At 40.8% G+C, this 17893-nt stretch carries 15 protein-coding genes; 10 read left to right on the top strand and 5 right to left on the bottom strand.

What is annotated here, in order from left to right:
* Positions 1-218: 218 nt before the first annotated feature.
* The 4 genes from CWC02_RS11475 to CWC02_RS11460 form a co-directional block, all read right to left on the bottom strand.
* Positions 219-1112 (bottom strand): cation diffusion facilitator family transporter, encoded by an 894-nt coding sequence (locus CWC02_RS11475; protein ID WP_054554589.1) that lies wholly within the window; start codon positions 1110-1112, stop codon positions 219-221.
* Between the two features lie 137 nt (positions 1113-1249).
* Entirely contained in the window at positions 1250-5152 is a 3903-nt protein-coding gene (cobN, locus tag CWC02_RS11470) for a cobaltochelatase subunit CobN (RefSeq protein ID WP_138618355.1), read from the bottom strand.
* Positions 5149-5493, bottom strand: coding sequence for a DUF2149 domain-containing protein (locus CWC02_RS11465; protein ID WP_054554591.1), 345 nt, complete (start codon positions 5491-5493; stop codon positions 5149-5151). The genes cobN and CWC02_RS11465 overlap by 4 nt, the downstream gene beginning before the upstream one ends.
* Before the next feature lies 1 nt (position 5494).
* Entirely contained in the window at positions 5495-6022 is a 528-nt protein-coding gene (locus tag CWC02_RS11460; protein WP_054554592.1) for a MotA/TolQ/ExbB proton channel family protein, read from the bottom strand.
* A 179-nt stretch (positions 6023-6201) separates the two neighbouring features.
* Between CWC02_RS11460 and CWC02_RS11455 the strand changes: the two genes are divergently transcribed.
* The gene (locus tag CWC02_RS11455; protein ID WP_138618353.1) at positions 6202-8382 is read left to right on the top strand and encodes a TonB-dependent hemoglobin/transferrin/lactoferrin family receptor; all 2181 of its coding nucleotides are present in this window, start codon (positions 6202-6204) and stop codon (positions 8380-8382) included.
* A 49-nt stretch (positions 8383-8431) separates the two neighbouring features.
* Here the strand turns inward: CWC02_RS11455 and CWC02_RS11450 are convergent, their stop codons facing one another.
* Positions 8432-9379, bottom strand: coding sequence for an AraC family transcriptional regulator (locus tag CWC02_RS11450; RefSeq protein ID WP_138618351.1), 948 nt, complete (start codon positions 9377-9379; stop codon positions 8432-8434).
* A gap of 97 nt (positions 9380-9476) precedes the next feature.
* Between CWC02_RS11450 and CWC02_RS11445 the strand changes: the two genes are divergently transcribed.
* From CWC02_RS11445 to CWC02_RS11405, 9 genes are all read left to right on the top strand, one after another.
* A complete protein-coding gene (locus CWC02_RS11445) occupies positions 9477-9797 on the top strand; it encodes an Mpo1-like protein (RefSeq protein WP_054553946.1) in 321 nt (106 codons plus the stop codon).
* A 9-nt stretch (positions 9798-9806) separates the two neighbouring features.
* Positions 9807-10556 carry a class II aldolase/adducin family protein gene (locus CWC02_RS11440; protein ID WP_212751202.1) on the top strand — a complete coding sequence of 250 codons (750 nt, stop codon included), beginning with the start codon at positions 9807-9809 and terminating at the stop codon, positions 10554-10556.
* 9 nt (positions 10557-10565) lie between these two features.
* Positions 10566-11453 (top strand): bile acid:sodium symporter family protein, encoded by an 888-nt coding sequence (locus CWC02_RS11435; RefSeq protein ID WP_082389296.1) that lies wholly within the window; start codon positions 10566-10568, stop codon positions 11451-11453.
* A 222-nt stretch (positions 11454-11675) separates the two neighbouring features.
* On the top strand, positions 11676-12593 hold the full coding sequence (locus CWC02_RS11430; protein WP_138599411.1) for a sensor domain-containing protein: 918 nt from the start codon (positions 11676-11678) through the stop codon (positions 12591-12593).
* A 19-nt stretch (positions 12594-12612) separates the two neighbouring features.
* Positions 12613-13032: a DUF1801 domain-containing protein gene (locus tag CWC02_RS11425; protein ID WP_138618349.1), complete on the top strand. Its 420-nt coding sequence runs from the start codon at positions 12613-12615 to the stop codon at positions 13030-13032.
* A gap of 171 nt (positions 13033-13203) precedes the next feature.
* The gene (locus CWC02_RS11420; RefSeq protein ID WP_138618347.1) at positions 13204-14157 is read left to right on the top strand and encodes an SPFH domain-containing protein; all 954 of its coding nucleotides are present in this window, start codon (positions 13204-13206) and stop codon (positions 14155-14157) included.
* A gap of 8 nt (positions 14158-14165) precedes the next feature.
* Positions 14166-14618, top strand: a complete 453-nt coding sequence (locus CWC02_RS11415) for an NfeD family protein (protein WP_138618345.1) — start codon at positions 14166-14168, stop codon at positions 14616-14618.
* 103 nt (positions 14619-14721) lie between these two features.
* The gene (locus CWC02_RS11410) at positions 14722-15558 is read left to right on the top strand and encodes a patatin-like phospholipase family protein (RefSeq protein ID WP_138618343.1); all 837 of its coding nucleotides are present in this window, start codon (positions 14722-14724) and stop codon (positions 15556-15558) included.
* A gap of 88 nt (positions 15559-15646) precedes the next feature.
* Positions 15647-17845 (top strand): DUF3300 domain-containing protein, encoded by a 2199-nt coding sequence (locus CWC02_RS11405; protein ID WP_138618341.1) that lies wholly within the window; start codon positions 15647-15649, stop codon positions 17843-17845.
* The last annotated feature ends 48 nt before the right edge of the window (positions 17846-17893 follow it).

Here is a 17893-nt window from a genome sequence, read left to right as displayed (position 1 = left end):
CCGAGTAAAAGCAGGCTTAAAATGACAAAAAATTGCCCTAGCAGAAACTCAGAGCTATCCAAAAAAAATACTGGCAATAAATTAACTAGACCTGCAATGCAACCAAGCAACAGCGCAGCTAAAAAGTTAATATAAAATGGCTTATTTTGAAGCAAAAAAGGCATCCTAACACCCTAGCGATACCTTTAAATTAAAAGAAAATTAAACATTTTGCCACTTTAATTAACATAATGGCATTCATGACTTTCGATTTGTAAAACACTTTTGTTTACTTTAAAGCGTGAAAGCAATAGCTGTTCTACTTTAAGTCGACACGCCTCATCATGCTTTTCCACGGTACAATGCTGCTTTAACACCACATGTGCTCCCACAACAATATCTTTGTCTTGGCGCATTACCGTTACATTATGCACATTTTGAACGTGTTCTATTGATGCAATACTTTGCTCAATAGCTGCTACATCAGGAAGCTTACTACGGTTTTCCAGTAACCCTTTAATACAGCGAATAATCACTTTAACCCCAGTGAACAATACAAAGATCGCTATGAGCATACTCGAAATAATATCGATTTCTGCCCACCCGGTTAAGTAGATTAAAATTCCAGCAAAGAAAGTAGAAACTGTCGAAATTAAGTCAAAGAACGAATGGAGAAATACCGCATATACATTAATGCTTGCCTTACGCCCTTTATACAAAACCCATGCAGCTGCGCCATGAAACAAAAATCCAATAGCAGATATAACTGACATCAAATAGCTATTGATTTGTAGTTCATGCCCATCACTGTGATGGAAATAACGTTCTCCACCTTCGTAAAGAATAACTAAGCTAATGCTTAAGTACAAAACACCATTGATCAAGCCACCGGTCAGTTCAGCTCGTTGGTAACCATCGTTAAAGTTTTTTGCAAAGTAAATCGCCATGCTTGAAGCAATAAGTGCAATAAATAAAGAACTGTTATGAACAAACAAATGCCCAGCATCAGCAAGTACAGCAAGCGAATTAGAATAATAGGCACCAATGATCTGAATAACCATAAACGAGCACGTTATGGCTAAAGCAATTAACAAGCGGCGTCTAGAAGCTTGATGTGTTGTAATATCTGTCATGAAGAAGTGGAAAACCTATTCGCTGGAGATGGAAATGATATAAAGTCGCAATTGTAATACGTGACGCAGCTAAACGCACTAAAAAGTTATGAAAGGCGGCCAAAAACCTAGCCTCGACCGCCTCTTGTAAGGTAATGCTATTGTTTCACTCTTATAAAGGGGCTAATCATTCCAGTAAAGAAAATCCCGCCTAATAGCCACCATAATGTATAGTCAGATTCTGTCTGTTTACCTTGTTCAACCTGTTCGAGTTTTTGGCCACTCACTTGCTGGCTAGCAGAACTTACACTGTTGACAAGTTCTGGTGCCGCTTGCCCAGGTACTAAAGGAGCAAGACCTAAGCCAGCATTTTGCTCTTTTACGAATTCGGTAAATGTTTCATTGTCTGTAACTACATCATGTTGATTAGCAATTTCAGTGTAGGTTTCAAGCATTTTTTTCAGTGTCTCGGCATCAGCTTGCCAATAACCTTTGCGAACAGCCTCTAACATTCGCTCAATGATTTGTGCTAATGCTTCAGCGTTATGTTGCTCAAAGAATTCGCGCATTTGCATATCGTATTTATCATCCACATACACTGCAAAGAATTCTTGCCATTGATCATCTCTTACCGCGTCGGGGGTCATAACTTCCCAGCCCCACATGTTGTTCATACGGTCTAAAATAGCAGTAGCCCCAGCATAACCTGAATCTTGCATCGCTTTAATCCAGCGAGGGTGAAAATAACGACTGCGCATCTCGTTACTGATAAACTGATCTAAAGTTTGAATTTTCTCCTGCCCCTTACGGCGCAAATTAGAGACATACATTTGTGGTGTTTTACCATCAATATTACGAACCGCTAGGCCAATGCCACCAAAATATTGGAACGGATCATCATTTGTCATGAGTGCATAAAGGTTACTTGAACGAGAAAACACCACCCCATCAGTGCCCGACAACACCTTTTTGTATAGCCCTGTTTCTGATAAATTTTCGCTCCAGCGAGCCTCATCTTTACCAAAACCAAAGCCCATTCGATCTAAATACAAATTAGCCAGCTTACTATCATTTTCCCAGCTATCAGAGTCAAGCGCTCCTCCCGCAAGCCCTGTACCGTATGCTCCACTTTCATTAGAAAAAATACGTACAGAAGATAAGTAATCTGCATCTTCTTCACTTTTACCTTCCTCTAATAGTGTTTGCTTGAGGGTCATTGAATGACGATAAACAAAGTTATTATCTTCTTTCATCTTTGCCACTTTATCTATTGCCTCAGCAATCCATAGCATGACATTAGGAAATGCATCACGGTACAAGCCTGTCGCAGAGACCACTACATCAATACGTGGCCTGCCAAGCTCTGAGTATGGGATCACTTCTGTGCCAACAATGTTGCCCTGATTATTCCACTTCGGCTTTATCCCCATTGCATGGAGAATTTGTGCTTCTAACGCACCTTGATGACGCATTGTTTCAAGTGACCAAAGTGAAAAAGCAAGCTTCTGTGGGTAGCGGCCATGTTCCGCTTGATACTGCTGTACAGTTTGTTCAAGCATCTTAACCCCCGCCTGATAAGCTTCTTTTGAAGGTACTTTCGCTGGGTTAAAGCCAATTAAGTTTCGACCTGTTGGTACAGCCGCCGGATTACGAATAGGGTCATTACCGTGGCTTACTGGTATATACTGACCATTTAAACCATTTAGCAAACCGGTGATTTCTTCACTTTTGTGAAAGTTTTGCCAGTACTCTTTTGCTGTCGCAATATCACTTTGTAACGACTCAGGGATGGCTAAGTTACTATTTTCACCCAGCACTCGCGCTAGTAACTGAAATCCTTCTAATGCCTCTAACTTTACAACCTTACGTTCGTCTTCACGTTCAGACTCGCCAATAGCAATACCGGTTTCTCGCTCAAATTCACCTGCATGTTTAGTGAAATCATCACCAAGCATTTGCAAAATAGTACTGTAAAGATGGGCATTGATTGGTAGCTCACCAAAAATATGAACTCCCAGCGGCTGGCTCATCTGTGCCAGTGTGTTCAAGTGATCTTGTAAGACGGTAATCTTGTCAGCAAATTGAGCAGCTAAAGTAGCTTCATCAAGATCAAGGTCTTTTAACATATTCAATTGCTTAGCAAGCTTAATTATTTCTTGCTGCGTATTTGATTTTGTTTGCCCTTCATCCAACATTAAATAGTTGGTGATCAGTTCGTTTAATTTTGCCACTTCAGTGTATAGCCCTGCTTTTGCAAAGCCTGGGGTTAAGTGACTGATCATAGTGGCACGACCACGACGCTTTGCCTGCATCGCTTCACCGACATTATCAATAATGTACGGATAGAAAACAGGAATATTGCCTATCGCTAAGTTTGGCGCATCATAAACCGATAAGCCTCGCTCTTTACCACTTAGCCACTCTTGTGAACCATGAGTACCTAAATGCACCACCGCATCAGCATTAAAAACATCACGTGCGTATAGATAAATAGCTAAGTAACTATGATTGATGACCGATTTAGTACTGTGATACTGGGCAGCATGCTGCTTTGCCGTTTCACCACGCACACCTTGAGGAAGTACAATCATGTTACCCAGTTCCATGCGCGGAATGACAAACATCATTTCGCCATTGTGCATACGCAACATACCGCTTTCACTTGGTTGGCCATATTTATCAATAATTGGCTGAGTGACATCCTGAGGCAGGCTATCAAACCAAGTTTGATAGATACTTAGCGGTAAATAATCTGCGAGTCCGAGTTTTACCAAAGCCTCAGCATCTTCACCACGATAATAAGGACGAAGCAACTTACCCGCTTGCTCAACTAACGTGGCTGTATCCGTTTGCTTTACTTGGTAACCCTTCTCGTTCATCGCTTTTGCGATGTTAGCAATCGAACTTGGTACATCTAAAAATGCAGCGCCAATATTCTTTTCACCCGGCGGGTAGTTCCATATAAAAGTGGCGACTTTTTTATCTGTGTTTTTAATGTGCGCTAAATTGGCATGATTAAATGCCCGTTCAACCAACGCATTAAGTTGTGCTTGCATTGCCACCTTACTGCCCTTTTCATTGGCAGCAATAATAATTGGGTCGGTACTACCCGTATCTTCTGGCATTACAAGAAAGAACGGAGTGAGTGCTGGTGATACACCCGCATGATCTTCTTTAAAAGCCTGTTCATCGCCTTCGGTATAGTTAAGTGCATGAATAACAGGCACACCAATTTGCATAAACTCTGCGCGGCGTTTCTCAACATAGTGTAATGAACGATAGTTAATGATTAAATCTACCCGTGAACCGGTTTCATCACTGAGTAACTCTGAGTAGGTTAATGCTTCGTCATTGCCTTCAAAGAAAAACGCCAATGCTTTCGCCCCTTTGTTCTGAAGACCAGTAATTAATGCATCAACTATTTGTTGCTGTTCATAATCAATGACTGAACGATGAATCGCTATCGCTATAACTGGTTGAGAAGGCTTAGCATCTAACCAATTAAAAAACTGTGTTTCATCAGCACTAACATGGCCGTCAAACTCAGGATGATATAAACCAACGTTTGGAATGACTTTAACTGGCTCTGCTGGCACACCTGAGAGTTTAAAAATGGCATTTGCAATATATAGCATCATATTACGATAATTATCGCGCCCAGCATTATTGTAATAACCACCAAGGTGAATATGTTGCAGCTCAGATAAACCGCTATTCATTGCTGAGTTATCCATATCACCGAGTGAGATAACTGGCACATTGGGGTACTCAGTTAAATATGGCTGATACTTAGCAAACATATATTTTGAAAGCGCAGGGTTGATACCATCCAACAAAATCAGCTCAGCATTTTGCCAAGCTTGTTTAATCTCTTCGTCTGTTTTGCCTTTAGTACTAAAATTAGTAAAGGTGAACGGTTGATCTTCAGCAAGGCTTGTTAGCAATGCCCCTTTCGATTTAGCCACATGACCCGACATCATTATAAGCACTTCAGGCTTTTGTGCTGCATGTGAAATCAGTGCGCTCAATAAAAGCAGCGCATACATTATTATTCTTATCATTGTGTATTCTCTTGTTTGCCCGTTGCTGAGCCATCACTTTCGGGGACATATACAAAGCTACCGTCAGCCATTTTATAAGCCACACCAGCGCGCATGCCCTCGCCAGAACCGATTTCACCGTTAGATTTATATTGTTTAATTTCTTTGCCTTCTTTAACAATTACTTCCATATTTGGCTCACCGGCATTTTTAACAACAGTCACGTTTTCTGCCGTAAAAGGGCTGAGTGGGTTTTGTGCAATTGCAATAAGAAGTGCAGCAATAATCACCAGAAATACATCAACCAGATTAACGGCACTGACAATTGGGTTTAACTCTTCATCTTCGTCTAAAAAGCGCATGTTATTGCCCTCTTAATTTACGAATATTGATAAGTTCTTGAGCGCACCAACGTTTTTTAACCGAAGCTGGCCAAAACGTTAGGGTCGAAATAACCAAGCCCCAAATAACCGCTGCAAAGGCAATGATTAAATTTTCGCTGATCCCCTGAATGTTGCCATCGGCAAGGGCTTTTAATGCAGGTCCCATTGGGATCATCGTCGCAATTAGTCCAAGCATAGGTGCAATACGGGTAACAACTCTAAGTACTTCTAGTTGTTTTAACGCAAACACTTCAAGCTCATCCTCAGATGCAGTTGGATTCGCTACATAGTAATTATGGACATAAAAGCCTCTGTAATTCGTGGCCGTTTTAGTATCGATATCTCGCTGATAAGCAAGCTGATTTTTTCTTCTGATTAGATATTCAGATACAAACCTCCCTGCTGCGAAAAACGCATAAACAAAGAGCACTGCAATCACTAAAATCACAGGTGCCATTAGAAGAGCTGACACATCAGCCATAAGTTGTTCGATTATTTGGATATTCACATTATTGCCCCAGTAAATTTGACGGGCTCAAATGTACGTGAAAACACACACCATTACAATAATGCAAATAGGAACAATTTGCATTTATATTGATCTTTATAAAAATAGGCGTATTATTCTGGCAAAAATTAAACAGTTCTCTGTACACAAATAATATAAAGCTCCAAAGGAAACCAATAATGCGCCTAGCTAAAACACATTCTTTACGCATTTTAATCGCTGCGACTCTTGCAGCTTCTGCAACACCTAGCATTGCTGATGAATCAATCAAAGCTGACGATTTAGAAGTAATTGTTGTTAGTGGCTCGCGTACTGAAAAACCATTAAAAGATGTTGCTGCGAGTATTTCTGTAATCACAAGTGACGATATTGAAAAACAAGTTGTTACTGATATGAGTCAATTATTCTTATATGACCCAAGTATTCAGGTAACTGGCCGTGTTGGCGGTGCACAAAACATTCAAGTACGAGGTATGGGTTCTGATCGTATTCTGATGATTAAAGACGGCATGCGAATGAACGAAGGCTACGGTGCAAACGGCTTGAACGATATTGTGGGTCGTGGCTTTATTGATACCGATACTTTAAAGCAGGTAGAAGTAGCAAAGGGTGCTGCATCTTCGCTTTATGGCTCAGATGCACTGGGCGGAATCGTGGTGTTTACAACTAAAGATGCAAGCGACTATTTACAAGGCGGTGAGCAGTTTGGCGGCCGTGTGAAATTAGGTTACAGCGACTTAGATGATCAAACCAGTTTAGGTGCAACACTGTATGCTCAGCATGGTAACTTTGATCACCTATTAAGTGTAACCGCTCGTGATGGCGAGGAAGAGCAAAATAAACACCAAAGCAATGCGCCATTCGAAATTGATTCACAAAGCCTTCTTTACAAACTTAAATACAACATAAACGATAAAGATTACATTAACTTCTCTGCTGATCTGTGGCGCCAAGATGTCAATGGCGACAGTGCTGATGGCCTACTTACCTATTTCCGTGGCTTAGCAGAATATGGCTACAATATTGCCACCGAAAACACGCAAACCGAAAAAGACAGCGACTCATATCGCTTTAGTTACAACAATAATTCAGCCAATCGCTTATGGGATAGCGCTCAGTTTAACCTTTACTACACTAATAACCGCCAAGACGACCAAGAATATGCGTTATTAGACATCAATGCGCCAATGTTTGGTACCGTTGAAATGCGTGACATGTGGAAAACAGGCACCTATGAGCAAACAACCTATGGCCTGATCTCCCATGCTAGTAAAGCCTTAAACAAACAACACACTCTTGGTTATGGTATTGATGTTGAAACAACCGAAAGCTTACGCACTGTGCATGAATATCGTGAAGTTGAAGGCGAAACAACCAAAGACGATACCACCAATAAGTTCCCTAAAAATGATACTCTTCGTGCTGGTTTATTCATCAATGACGAAATCTCATTACTAAACGACAAACTGGTTGTAACGCCAGGTGTTCGTTTTGATTATTACAGTATGGATCCAAACGGCGCTTTAAAAACAGATGGTGAAGAATACGCTAAAATTGATGAAAGCAACCTCTCATTTAATTTAGGTGGCTTATATTATATCAATGATATGTTGAGCGCTTATGCGCAATACGGGCAAGGCTTTAAAGTACCTGCTTATGACCTAGCTTACATTGAGCATTATAACCAACCTACCGCTGAATACATTTATGAAGTATTACCTGCGGATGATTTAGATCCAGAGAAAAGCGATACTTTCGAGCTTGGTTTACGTGGCCACATAGGCGATTTTATTGTTACAGCAGCGGTATTCCACAATAAGTTTGATGACTTTTTAGCAACCGAATTAATAGATCGTGAAACTGTATTTAATGACGACGGCTCATTTGGATATATCCACGATAAATATCAGTATCAGAACATTGACTCAGTAACCATCAAAGGCGCAGAGTTTTCAACAACTTACTATGCAACAGATGCTATTTCTGTGTTTTTGAATGCAAGTTATCAAGACGGTAAAAATGACGAAACCGATGAATACATCAGCTCAATCAACCCTCTATCAGGTAACTTGGGTGTGAGCTTCCAAGGTGACACATTGGGTAGTGATTTAATCGTTAACTTTGCTAAAAAAATGACCAAAGTGAACGAAGGCAATTACGAAACACCAGGCTATGGTACGGTTGATTGGTTAGCACGAGCAAGCATTGGTCAAGCTAATCTAAACTTAGCTATTCGCAACTTGTTCGACAAAACTTATTATCAGCATGGCAGCCTTGCGAACCACTCTGCATCAGATAGCTTAGAAGGGCTCGAAAGTTCTGGTCGTAGTATTTCTGCAAGCATTAGTTATAGCTTCTAATTAGTTTTTAAAACCTTGTCGAGTGCAGCAATGCACTCGACTTATGGCATTAATTTTTTTGCCTGTACACTTTTGGCGACATGCCATACCAGCGATGAAATGCATGATGAAATGCACTAATTTCAGAGTAGCCACATAAAAAGGCTATTTCTGTGACTGATAAGTCTGTTTCGTTTAACAATGACACACTTTTTAGCTGTCTTAATCTTGCCAATTCTTTACTAAAATTTGTGCCCTCTTTTGCAAGACGTCGTTGCAGCGTTTTTTCACTCATATTAAGTGCTTTTGCCATTGCTTTATTGGTGGTTTGGCCTTGAATTAAATGCTCTTCAAGTAAAATTCTCAGCACCTGCGTCACATTCGTTTGCGTCACCAGTTTCATCTGGCTTGATAACACAGGTTCACTATCGGTATTTTCGCTAAAAAATAGGCTATGGGTCGTAGCGCCGTATTCAATTTTGCAATTAAAGTGCGCATTAATCTCACTATGAGGCTCTTTACGTTGCAAGCAAATTCGCGTTGGGTGCCAATCTTTTCCCTTCACAGTGCGCGCTATTTTCACACAAAACGCCATGGGTGCCTCGTAGCTTAGCAGTGACATATCCCGCTCACCATCACTAAAGTTAAAGCGAAGTTCATACTCACTACCGTGATCGATCAAAGACACATTATGTGTATCGCCCATCAATTTTTGATAACGCAATATCAACCGAAAAGCACTCAATAGCTGTGTTGACTGAATAATAGCCATACCTACTACCGGAATAGCCCGTACATTCATGTTACTGCCAACATAAAGACCTAAATGCGTGTTTGGTAACATCGCTTGCGCCTGCTTCCAAAGCATACTGACACTCGCTTGCGGGTATCGGGCTGTTTGGCTACTTAATTCTGCTAAAGGAATATTTGCCGCTGCAAACAACTCATTAATTGGTAAGCCCTGCCATTTAAACGACTCAGCCATAGCACGAAGCCACCAGCTTGATAAGGTTCTCATGCGCGTCCTAAACAAACAATTTAATGACCTATACTATCAAGTAAATAAAAGAATAAAAGCCTATTGTTAACCTGTAATTAACAACGGAGACAACAATATGGGCACTGTAGCAAGTAAACGCGAGTTCGCGAGCTTTAAAGAGTTTTACCCTTACTACTTACAAGAACATAAAAATAAAGTCTGTCGACGCTTACACTTCTTTGGCAGTTGGGTTGTTTTGGCTATTTTGTTTACCGCTATTTATCAGCAGCAATATAGCTGGTTAATTTTATGCCCTGTTGTGGGCTATGGCTTTGCTTGGGTTGGTCATTTCTTTTTTGAGAAAAATCGCCCCGCTACTTTTACACACCCTTTTTATAGCTTTATTGGTGATTGGGTGATGTTTAAAGACATTATTATTCGCAAAGTACCATTTTAGGAAAACACCATGACCATGAAACACACAGTATCAGAACAAGAATGGCAAGCCCGTGTTGAGCTCGCTGCCGCGTATCGCCTAGTGGCTTTATATGGCTGGGATGATTTAATTTTTACCCATATTTCAATGCGCGTTCCCGGCACAGACAACGAGTTTTTGATAAACCCGTATGGCATGATGTTTCACGAAATTACCGCATCAAGTCTTATCAAAGTAGATCAACAATGTAATAAGCTGCATGACAGCGAATACCCAGTTAACCCTGCGGGGTTTAATATTCATAGCTGTATTCATATGGCGCGTGATGATGCCCATTGCATTATTCACACCCACTCACTCAATGGCACGGCAGTGTCTGCCAACAAAGACGGCTTATTGCCTATCTCTCAGCAAGCTGTTGTTGTGCACTCAGGTCTGGGTTATCACGACTACGAAGGTATTGCTCTTAATCCTGCAGAACAAGACCGTTTAGTGAATGACCTAGGTTCTAATAACTTTTTAATGCTACGTAATCATGGCCTATTAACTGTGGGTAAAACGGTCGCTGATGCATTTTTGTTTATGTATGTTTTTGAAGCGGCATGCGCTGTACAAACTCGTACGTCACAAAATACCGAACAACTCGTACAAGTACCTAGCGCGATTATTGATGGTATCAAAGGGCAAACTGAGGTTGCTACAAAGGGATTGGGTGGCGCAATTGCTTGGCCTGCCCTGCTGCGCTTACTCGACAATAAAAGCCCGGGTTACGATCAATAAGGATACACCATGCAAATTGATATCATGACTAAAATAGTGCTGCCTTTAGCACTATTTATCATCATGTTTGGCATGGGGTTAGGGCTTAAAAAGCAAGACTTCGGGGCATTATTTATTAGCCCCAAAGCACTTTCAATAGGCTTAAGCTGCCAACTACTGTTATTGCCAAGCGTTGCGTTTTTAATAGCAATGAGTTTTACCCTAACCCCTGAGCTCGCTATAGGCCTGATCTTAGTGGCTTGCTGCCCGGGTGGTGTGACTTCAAATCTCTATACCTATTTATTCAAAGGGGATGTTGCGCTGTCAATAAGTCTAACAACGCTAGCAACATTTATCTCACCGTTTACCTTGCCACTAATTATGCATTTTGCCATGCAAACAATGAGTGTGCCGGGCCACGAATTCGCTTTGCCAGTGATTAAAACCATAGTGCAAATGCTAATGATAACGGTACTTCCTGTTTGCTTAGGAATGGTATTTAATCACTTTAAACCCCATTTGAGCTTGAAAATAGAACCCTTTATTCGTCGTTTTTCGAGTGTATTCTTAATTGTGATAGTACTTAGCATTATTCATAAAAATGCTGACCAAATGCTGAGCTTTTTTGCGACCAGTGGCATTGCAACGCTGACATTAAACCTCAGCACGCTGTTACTTGGGCTGTTTTTTGCAAAAATATCGGGCTTAGATCACAAGCAACAAATGAGCATTGCGGTTGAAGTTGGGCTACAAAATGGCACCCTTGCCATTTTAATTGCAAGTACCTTAATCAATAATGCCGCGATGGCCATTCCTGGTGCAACATATAGCTTATCTATGTTTGTAACGGGTTATATTTTTTGTCGCTTATTTAGCGCGCATCATACAAAGCACCTTGCCATTCTCAACAAAGCTTAAAAGCCAAAAGTGATGACTAAAAACAAGGATGTTTTTAGCATGAAGAGCACATCCTCCAAAAGTAATAACAAAGTTCATCAACCATCTTAACTAATAACTTTCTATTTATTTTTCAAAACTATACCTAAATTATTAGTTGTGAGATTAACACTGTGGTCAGTCTTGTTTAATAGCATTTTTTCATTCACTATCAATTTATGGCTTGTCATATAAGGACATATTGTGGCCGAACTTACTAACACTAAATTGCCTGTCCATATTGCTGAATTAAAGTTTGCACTTGATAACGTACCTGCATACGTTTATATAAAAAACGAACTATCCCATTATGTATATGCTAATAAACTTACACTCAGTCTACTGGCGTGCACAGAACAGGAACTTCAATTCAAAAGCGATAAAGATTTCTTTGCGCTTAATGATGTTAAGAAACTAGCTAAAATCGATTCGCGTGTGATCAAAGGAGAGCGCACAAGAGAAGAAGTGGAGTTAAATTTCCCTGATGGAAACAAATATATTTTTTGGGAAGTAAAAACTCCAATTTTTTGTGACACAGAGCCAAATAAGGTTATTGGGATTTTAGGTATTTCGACAGATATTACTGAACGAAAACAACTTGAAAAACAGCTCCTCTATGATGCATCTACAGATCCTTTAACAAAACTCTTAAACCGCCGATATTTTTATTCTCGCCTATCACTTGCGTTACAAGTTAGTAAACAAGACCTAAACTATGGTGCTGTCATCTTTATCGATCTTAACAAGTTTAAAGAGTTAAACGACCAATATGGTCATCTCATTGGAGATGCATACCTTATAGAAGTTGCTAACAGGATGAAAGCGGTCGTTCGCGACAAAGACTGTTTAGCGCGCATCGGCGGGGATGAATTCGTAATCATGCTTGAAAGGCTTGGCCGTGATGAACAAGCCGCCAAAAAAAACGCTCATCGTGTTGCCGATAAACTACAATCAGCAATTGAAACCCAATTTATATACCAAAATGTCAATTACTTCGGCTCTGCGAGTGTTGGGGTTACAATGTTTTTTGGAACTCAAAAATCGGCCAATGAAATTGTCGCACAAGCTGACCAAAAAATGTACCTTATAAAACGAACTTTGCCTCACCATGCTAATTGTTAGTTTTTAGGACAAAAATTTAATGAGCGAATTAAAAACACAACCCAATGATGCCAATGTAGATACATTTATTAGCCGTATTGAACATCCAACCAGAAAGGCAGATGCAAACGTGTTACTCGAACTATTTAGTAAAGTAACCAAACAAACTCCCGTCATGTGGGGCGACTCAATCATCGGTTTTGGTAACTACAGTTATCGCAACTCAAAAGGTGAATACAACTGGTTGATGACTGGCTTTTCGCCGCGAAAAAGTAAGTTAACCCTATATGTAATGCAAGGGTTTAGCACTTTCAGTGATGAACTTTTAACGCTAGGCAAAATAAAGCACGCTAAATCTTGCCTTTACATTAATAAACTCAGCGATATAGATCTAAATGCGCTTGAGCAATTCTTAATTAAAGTTGTGGCAGATATGCGAGCAAAGTACCAATGTAGTTAATGACTATAAACTGCTTAAAATCTATCTATCTGATGTATAGCTTTCTGAATGTAGTGACATATGCTGTTACTATTACTCGCTAATTTAGCCTTATAAATCATTGGCGCAGGTTGCTTTGTGGTGGTAATCTGAGCTGTGAAAAATAATTTTAATTGTATCTAAGGAAAGTACATGGATCCCATTTCTAGCATTTTAGACCTGTTGTTAAATGTAGAAGTCTTTCTTCTAATTTTTGTTTTAGTGCTACTAAAAAGCAGCGTTAAATTTGTACCACAAAACCGTGCTTGGTTAATCGAGCGTTTTGGTAAGTACCATTCAACTAAAGAAGCCGGCTTAAACTTTATTGTGCCATTTATTGACCGTATAGCCGCTGATCGCAGTTTAAAAGAACAAGCGCAAGATGTACCTTCGCAGTCTGCGATCACGAAAGATAATATCTCGCTCATCGTCGATGGTGTGCTGTATTTCCGTGTGCTTGACCCTTATAAAGCCACGTATGGTGTTGATGACTATGTGTTTGCGGTTACTCAACTATCACAAACAACAATGCGCTCTGAGCTTGGCAAAATGGAGCTAGATAAAACCTTTGAAGAGCGCGACATGTTAAACACCAACATAGTTACCGCGATTAACCAAGCTTCTGAGCCTTGGGGTATTCAGGTTTTACGTTACGAGATTAAAGATATTGTGCCACCTAACTCTGTCATGGAAGCGATGGAAGCACAAATGAAAGCAGAACGTGTAAAACGTGCACAAATTTTAGAATCAGAAGGTGATCGTCAGTCTGCTATCAATGTGGCAGAAGGTAAAAAGCAAGCCCAAGTCCTTGCAGCAGAAGCTGAAAAAGCCGAGCAAATTTTACGTGCTGAAGGTGAAGCAAAAGCGATTATCGCCGTTGCTGAAGCACAAGCAGATGCACTACGTAAAGTAGGTGAAGCCGCCGATACAGATCAAGGCCAAAAAGCAATACAGCTCGACCTTGCCACTAAAGCCATTGCCGCTAAAGAAGCCATTGCTCGTGAGTCATCTGTGGTATTACTGCCAGAGAGTGGCACAGATGCAAGCTCGCTTGTAGCTCAAGGCATGTCTATTATTAACTCTTTGAATAAAAAGCAACAAAGTTAGGTGAGCTAATGGCATTTTTAGATACCCATTTAGCCGAAGCACTGATGATTATAGGTGTTATCGCGCTCATTGTTGAAGTTGCTGTACTAGGTATGAGTACTTATGTATTACTGTTTTTAGGCTTATCTTTATTTGCTAGTGGCTTACTAATGAATATAGGCCTACTTGATACAAGTTACACCACCGCGCTTTGGAGCAATATTGTATTTACTCTTGGTTTTGCACTCGTGCTATGGAAACCACTCAAACGCATGCAAGATAAAACCGATACAACACCAATACATAGCGATTTTGCTGAACTTACCTTTGTCGTTAACGCTGATGTTGATGATAAAGGTTTAACCACGCATCAGTATTCGGGGATTACATGGCAATTGAAAAGTCACTCTCCCATTGCGGCCGGTAGCACTGTAAAAGTGACCGACAAACAAGTCGGTGTACTTTGGGTAGAGGCGATATAACTCAGCTAGCGTCAAACTTCACTTAGAGTCAAAACTCTATTTAGTTTTGTAACCGTGTTTGCTATGGTTAGAAGCATTCACGGTTACAAGCAAGGTTGCGAAAATGAACAATAACAGGGCTCTCGTTGTAGAAGGTGGCGCAATGCGTGGTATTTTTGCCACTGGCGTACTGGATTCTTTTATTCAAGCTAATTACCAACCTTTTACTCAATGCTATGGTGTTTCTGCCGGAGCCACTAACATTGCCGCTTATTTGTGCGCACAATACAAACGTAACCATGCGGTGATCACCGATTACTCTTGCAGACCTGAGTTCATCGACTTTGTTCGATTTATTAGAGGTGGTCACCTATTTGATTTAGACTGGCTGTGGCAAGAAACCATGCGTGAAATTCGCCTTGATCTCGACACTTTCGAAAAACAAGCCAGTGAGTTTTATATTGTCACAACCAATATAAAAACTGGTCAGGCTGAGTATTTAAAAGCAAGTACAACACTTCTTGAAGAGCAATTAAAAGCCTCATGCGCACTACCCATTGCTTATCGAGAATTTCCCGTTATCGATAATTTACAACTCACTGATGGCGGCGTGGCAGATTCGATTCCAATTCGTAAAGCATACGAAATGGGCAATAAAGAAATCACCGTGATTTTATCTCAGCCTCTTGGCTATAAGAAAAAGCCTTCAAAAGCGCCGTGGTTTGTTAAACGTCTTTATAAGAACACCCCGGCATTAGCAGAAGCCACCTTAAGACGTGCAGAAAATTACAATCAAAGTATTGATTTTATTGCCAACCCACCAAGCGATTGTAAAATTAATATTATTGCACCACCACCCGACTTTGCTGTTGGTCGAACAACGAAATCATTTGAAAAACTCAGTGCAGGCTATGAAATGGGCTTAAATGCGGGCTCGCAATTTTTAACTCAAGGCGCCTAAGCTAACACTTTAAAAATAGGCGCTGTTTTCAAGCGTTTTCGGTGCCATTGGCTATACTTTAAAGAGTTACGTTAGCCAAGGATTGACCATGAAACTCTTCCTACCTTTTATCACTGCCTTCAGGGTATTAATACTCTCTTCTTTATGTTTATGTTCATTTTTTAGCAAAGCTATTGAGTGGCCTCAACAAGTAAAAACAAACCAAGGCACACTCATTGTTTACCAGCCACAACCCGAGAAACTAAACGGTAATACTTTAACAGCCCGTGCAGCAATGTCTTTTTCGCTTTCAGGCAATGATGCTGTGTTCGGCGTGTTTTGGTTTAGAGCTAAATTAGATACTGACCGCGAAAACGATACCGTCACCGTTCGCAATATGACAGTCACCGATGTACGCTGGCCTGAATCAAAAGATGCTGGAGAACAAAAATTTACTGCTGTCGTTAATGAAGCAATAAAAGCCAGTCAATTCGAAACCTCGCTTTCGCAACTCACCGCCAGCCTTGAAAGTGCAGAAGCGGCAGAGCAGAGTTTAACGCAATTAAAAACCGACCCTCCAACGATTATATTCAAAGAGCAACTGTCGGTACTGCTGAGTTTTGATGGTGAACCTAAGTTTAGTAAAGTTGAAAACAGCCAATATGAGCGTGCTTTAAACACCGCCATGACAGTGATTAAAGATAGCAAAAGTAAACTTTGTTATCTCACCGATGGGCAATTTTGGTATCAGGCAAAACAAGCCAAAGGGCCTTATGAATTCACTCAAACGCCACCTACCGAACTTGTAAAAATGCTCCCTAAAGATACTGAAAGTTCAGGTCTTAGTGCGCCACCAGCCATTGTTGTAGCCACTAAACCCACCGAACTTATTGCAACTGATGGCGCAGCTAAATGGAAAAGCTTAACCGGTGGCGAGCTCATGTATGTGTTTAACACTGAAACCCCTTGGCTACGTGAAATGCAAACAAATAACATGTATGTCTTGTTATCTGGGCGTTGGTATCGCGCAAAACAACAAACAGGCCCGTGGACATTTGTACGCGGCGACGAACTACCCGAAAGCTTTGCCAATATTCCACCTGAATCAGATTTAGCTGGTCTAAGAGTTTCAGTTGCCGGCACAGAAGAAGCTGACGAAGCTGTACTAGATGCAAAAGTGCCGCAAACAGCGGCTATCAGCCGTAAAGATACCAGTTTAACTGTGTACTATGATGGCAAACCTAAGTTTGAACGTATCCCGGGCACGCAAGTTTCTTATGCTATTAATACCGATGCACAAGTGCTGCAAATTAAAGGCAAATATTATGCAGTCGATAATGCGGTGTGGTTTAAGGCAGATTCCGCACAAGGGCCTTGGCTTGTTGCTGATAGCATTCCAAAAGACGACATAGCAAAAATTCCTCCAAGCTCCCCAGTTTACAACGCCACTTACGTCGAGATATACGAGTCAACTCCTGAGGTGGTGTATGTTGGTTATTACCCAGGTTACATGTGGTCATACCCTTATTATGGCGTGCCAGTGTATGGAACGGGTTGGTATTACCCGCCATATTGGGGCGGTGGCTACTACTACCCTCGCCCACCAACTTGGGGTTTTAATATTGGCTATAACAACTGGACAGGTTGGTCGTTTGGCTTGAGCTGGAGCAATGGCTTTTTGAATCTAGGTATGAATTGGCATGTCGGCTGGCCAACCCATTATCGACCTTATCATTGCTGTAATGGCTGGTATGGCGGTGGTTACCGCGGCCCAGTTTTTATTAATAATGGCAACATCAATATTGGTAACAAAATTAATGTCGGCTATAAACCTGGTCATCTTAATAAACAGCCAAGACATAACATTTATAAACGCGATCAAAGTAAATCTCGTTTAGCTTCAAAGCAGCAAGTGAAACGCGATTTAAAAACCGCCATCAGCCAACGCGATAAAGCAAACAACGTGTTTGCGGATCAAAAAGGTAACGTGCTCAAGCGTGATGCCGATAAATGGCAACAACGTGTTGAGGGAAAATGGCAAACATTACCTTCTGATAAACAGCAACAAATCAAAGATCGGGCACAAAACATTGACCGCCAGCAAGTGCAAAATAAATTGCAAAGCATAGATAAAAGTAAAGCGAAACAAACATTACAGCAGCGTCAGCATATGCAAAACAGGCAGCAAAATCGTATGCAGCAATTAAATCGCGCGAACAGAGCACGTCAGCAAGGTATGCAGCGTCAACAAATGCGCCGTAATACACAAAGACAGATACCAAGGCAAATGCCTAATCGCGGCCATTAATGTAAAAATAGGAACAAAACAAAGCCAACGTGAAAATTGGCTTTGTTG

The organism is Pseudoalteromonas sp. S2721, assembly GCF_005887425.1.
Classification (GTDB): domain Bacteria; phylum Pseudomonadota; class Gammaproteobacteria; order Enterobacterales; family Alteromonadaceae; genus Pseudoalteromonas; species Pseudoalteromonas simplex.
Note: the sequence above shows the minus strand (reverse complement) of the source record. Positions and strands in the feature narration are given on the sequence as shown.

Excerpts from the sequence above, each read along its gene's own strand:
- CWC02_RS11435 (WP_082389296.1), top strand. The coding sequence starts at position 10,566 with ATGCAAATTGATATCATGACTAAAATAGTGCTGCCTTTAGCACTATTT.
- CWC02_RS11425 (WP_138618349.1), top strand. The coding sequence starts at position 12,613 with ATGAGCGAATTAAAAACACAACCCAATGATGCCAATGTAGATACATTT.
- CWC02_RS11445 (WP_054553946.1), top strand. The coding sequence starts at position 9,477 with ATGGGCACTGTAGCAAGTAAACGCGAGTTCGCGAGCTTTAAAGAGTTT.
- CWC02_RS11420 (WP_138618347.1), top strand. The coding sequence starts at position 13,204 with ATGGATCCCATTTCTAGCATTTTAGACCTGTTGTTAAATGTAGAAGTC.
- CWC02_RS11410 (WP_138618343.1), top strand. The coding sequence starts at position 14,722 with ATGAACAATAACAGGGCTCTCGTTGTAGAAGGTGGCGCAATGCGTGGT.
- CWC02_RS11475 (WP_054554589.1), bottom strand. The coding sequence starts at position 1,112 with ATGACAGATATTACAACACATCAAGCTTCTAGACGCCGCTTGTTAATT.
- CWC02_RS11450 (WP_138618351.1), bottom strand. The coding sequence starts at position 9,379 with ATGAGAACCTTATCAAGCTGGTGGCTTCGTGCTATGGCTGAGTCGTTT.
- CWC02_RS11405 (WP_138618341.1), top strand. The coding sequence starts at position 15,647 with ATGAAACTCTTCCTACCTTTTATCACTGCCTTCAGGGTATTAATACTC.
- CWC02_RS11415 (WP_138618345.1), top strand. The coding sequence starts at position 14,166 with ATGGCATTTTTAGATACCCATTTAGCCGAAGCACTGATGATTATAGGT.
- CWC02_RS11440 (WP_212751202.1), top strand. The coding sequence starts at position 9,807 with ATGACCATGAAACACACAGTATCAGAACAAGAATGGCAAGCCCGTGTT.
- CWC02_RS11455 (WP_138618353.1), top strand. The coding sequence starts at position 6,202 with ATGCGCCTAGCTAAAACACATTCTTTACGCATTTTAATCGCTGCGACT.
- CWC02_RS11465 (WP_054554591.1), bottom strand. The coding sequence starts at position 5,493 with ATGCGCTTTTTAGACGAAGATGAAGAGTTAAACCCAATTGTCAGTGCC.
- cobN (WP_138618355.1), bottom strand. The coding sequence starts at position 5,152 with ATGATAAGAATAATAATGTATGCGCTGCTTTTATTGAGCGCACTGATT.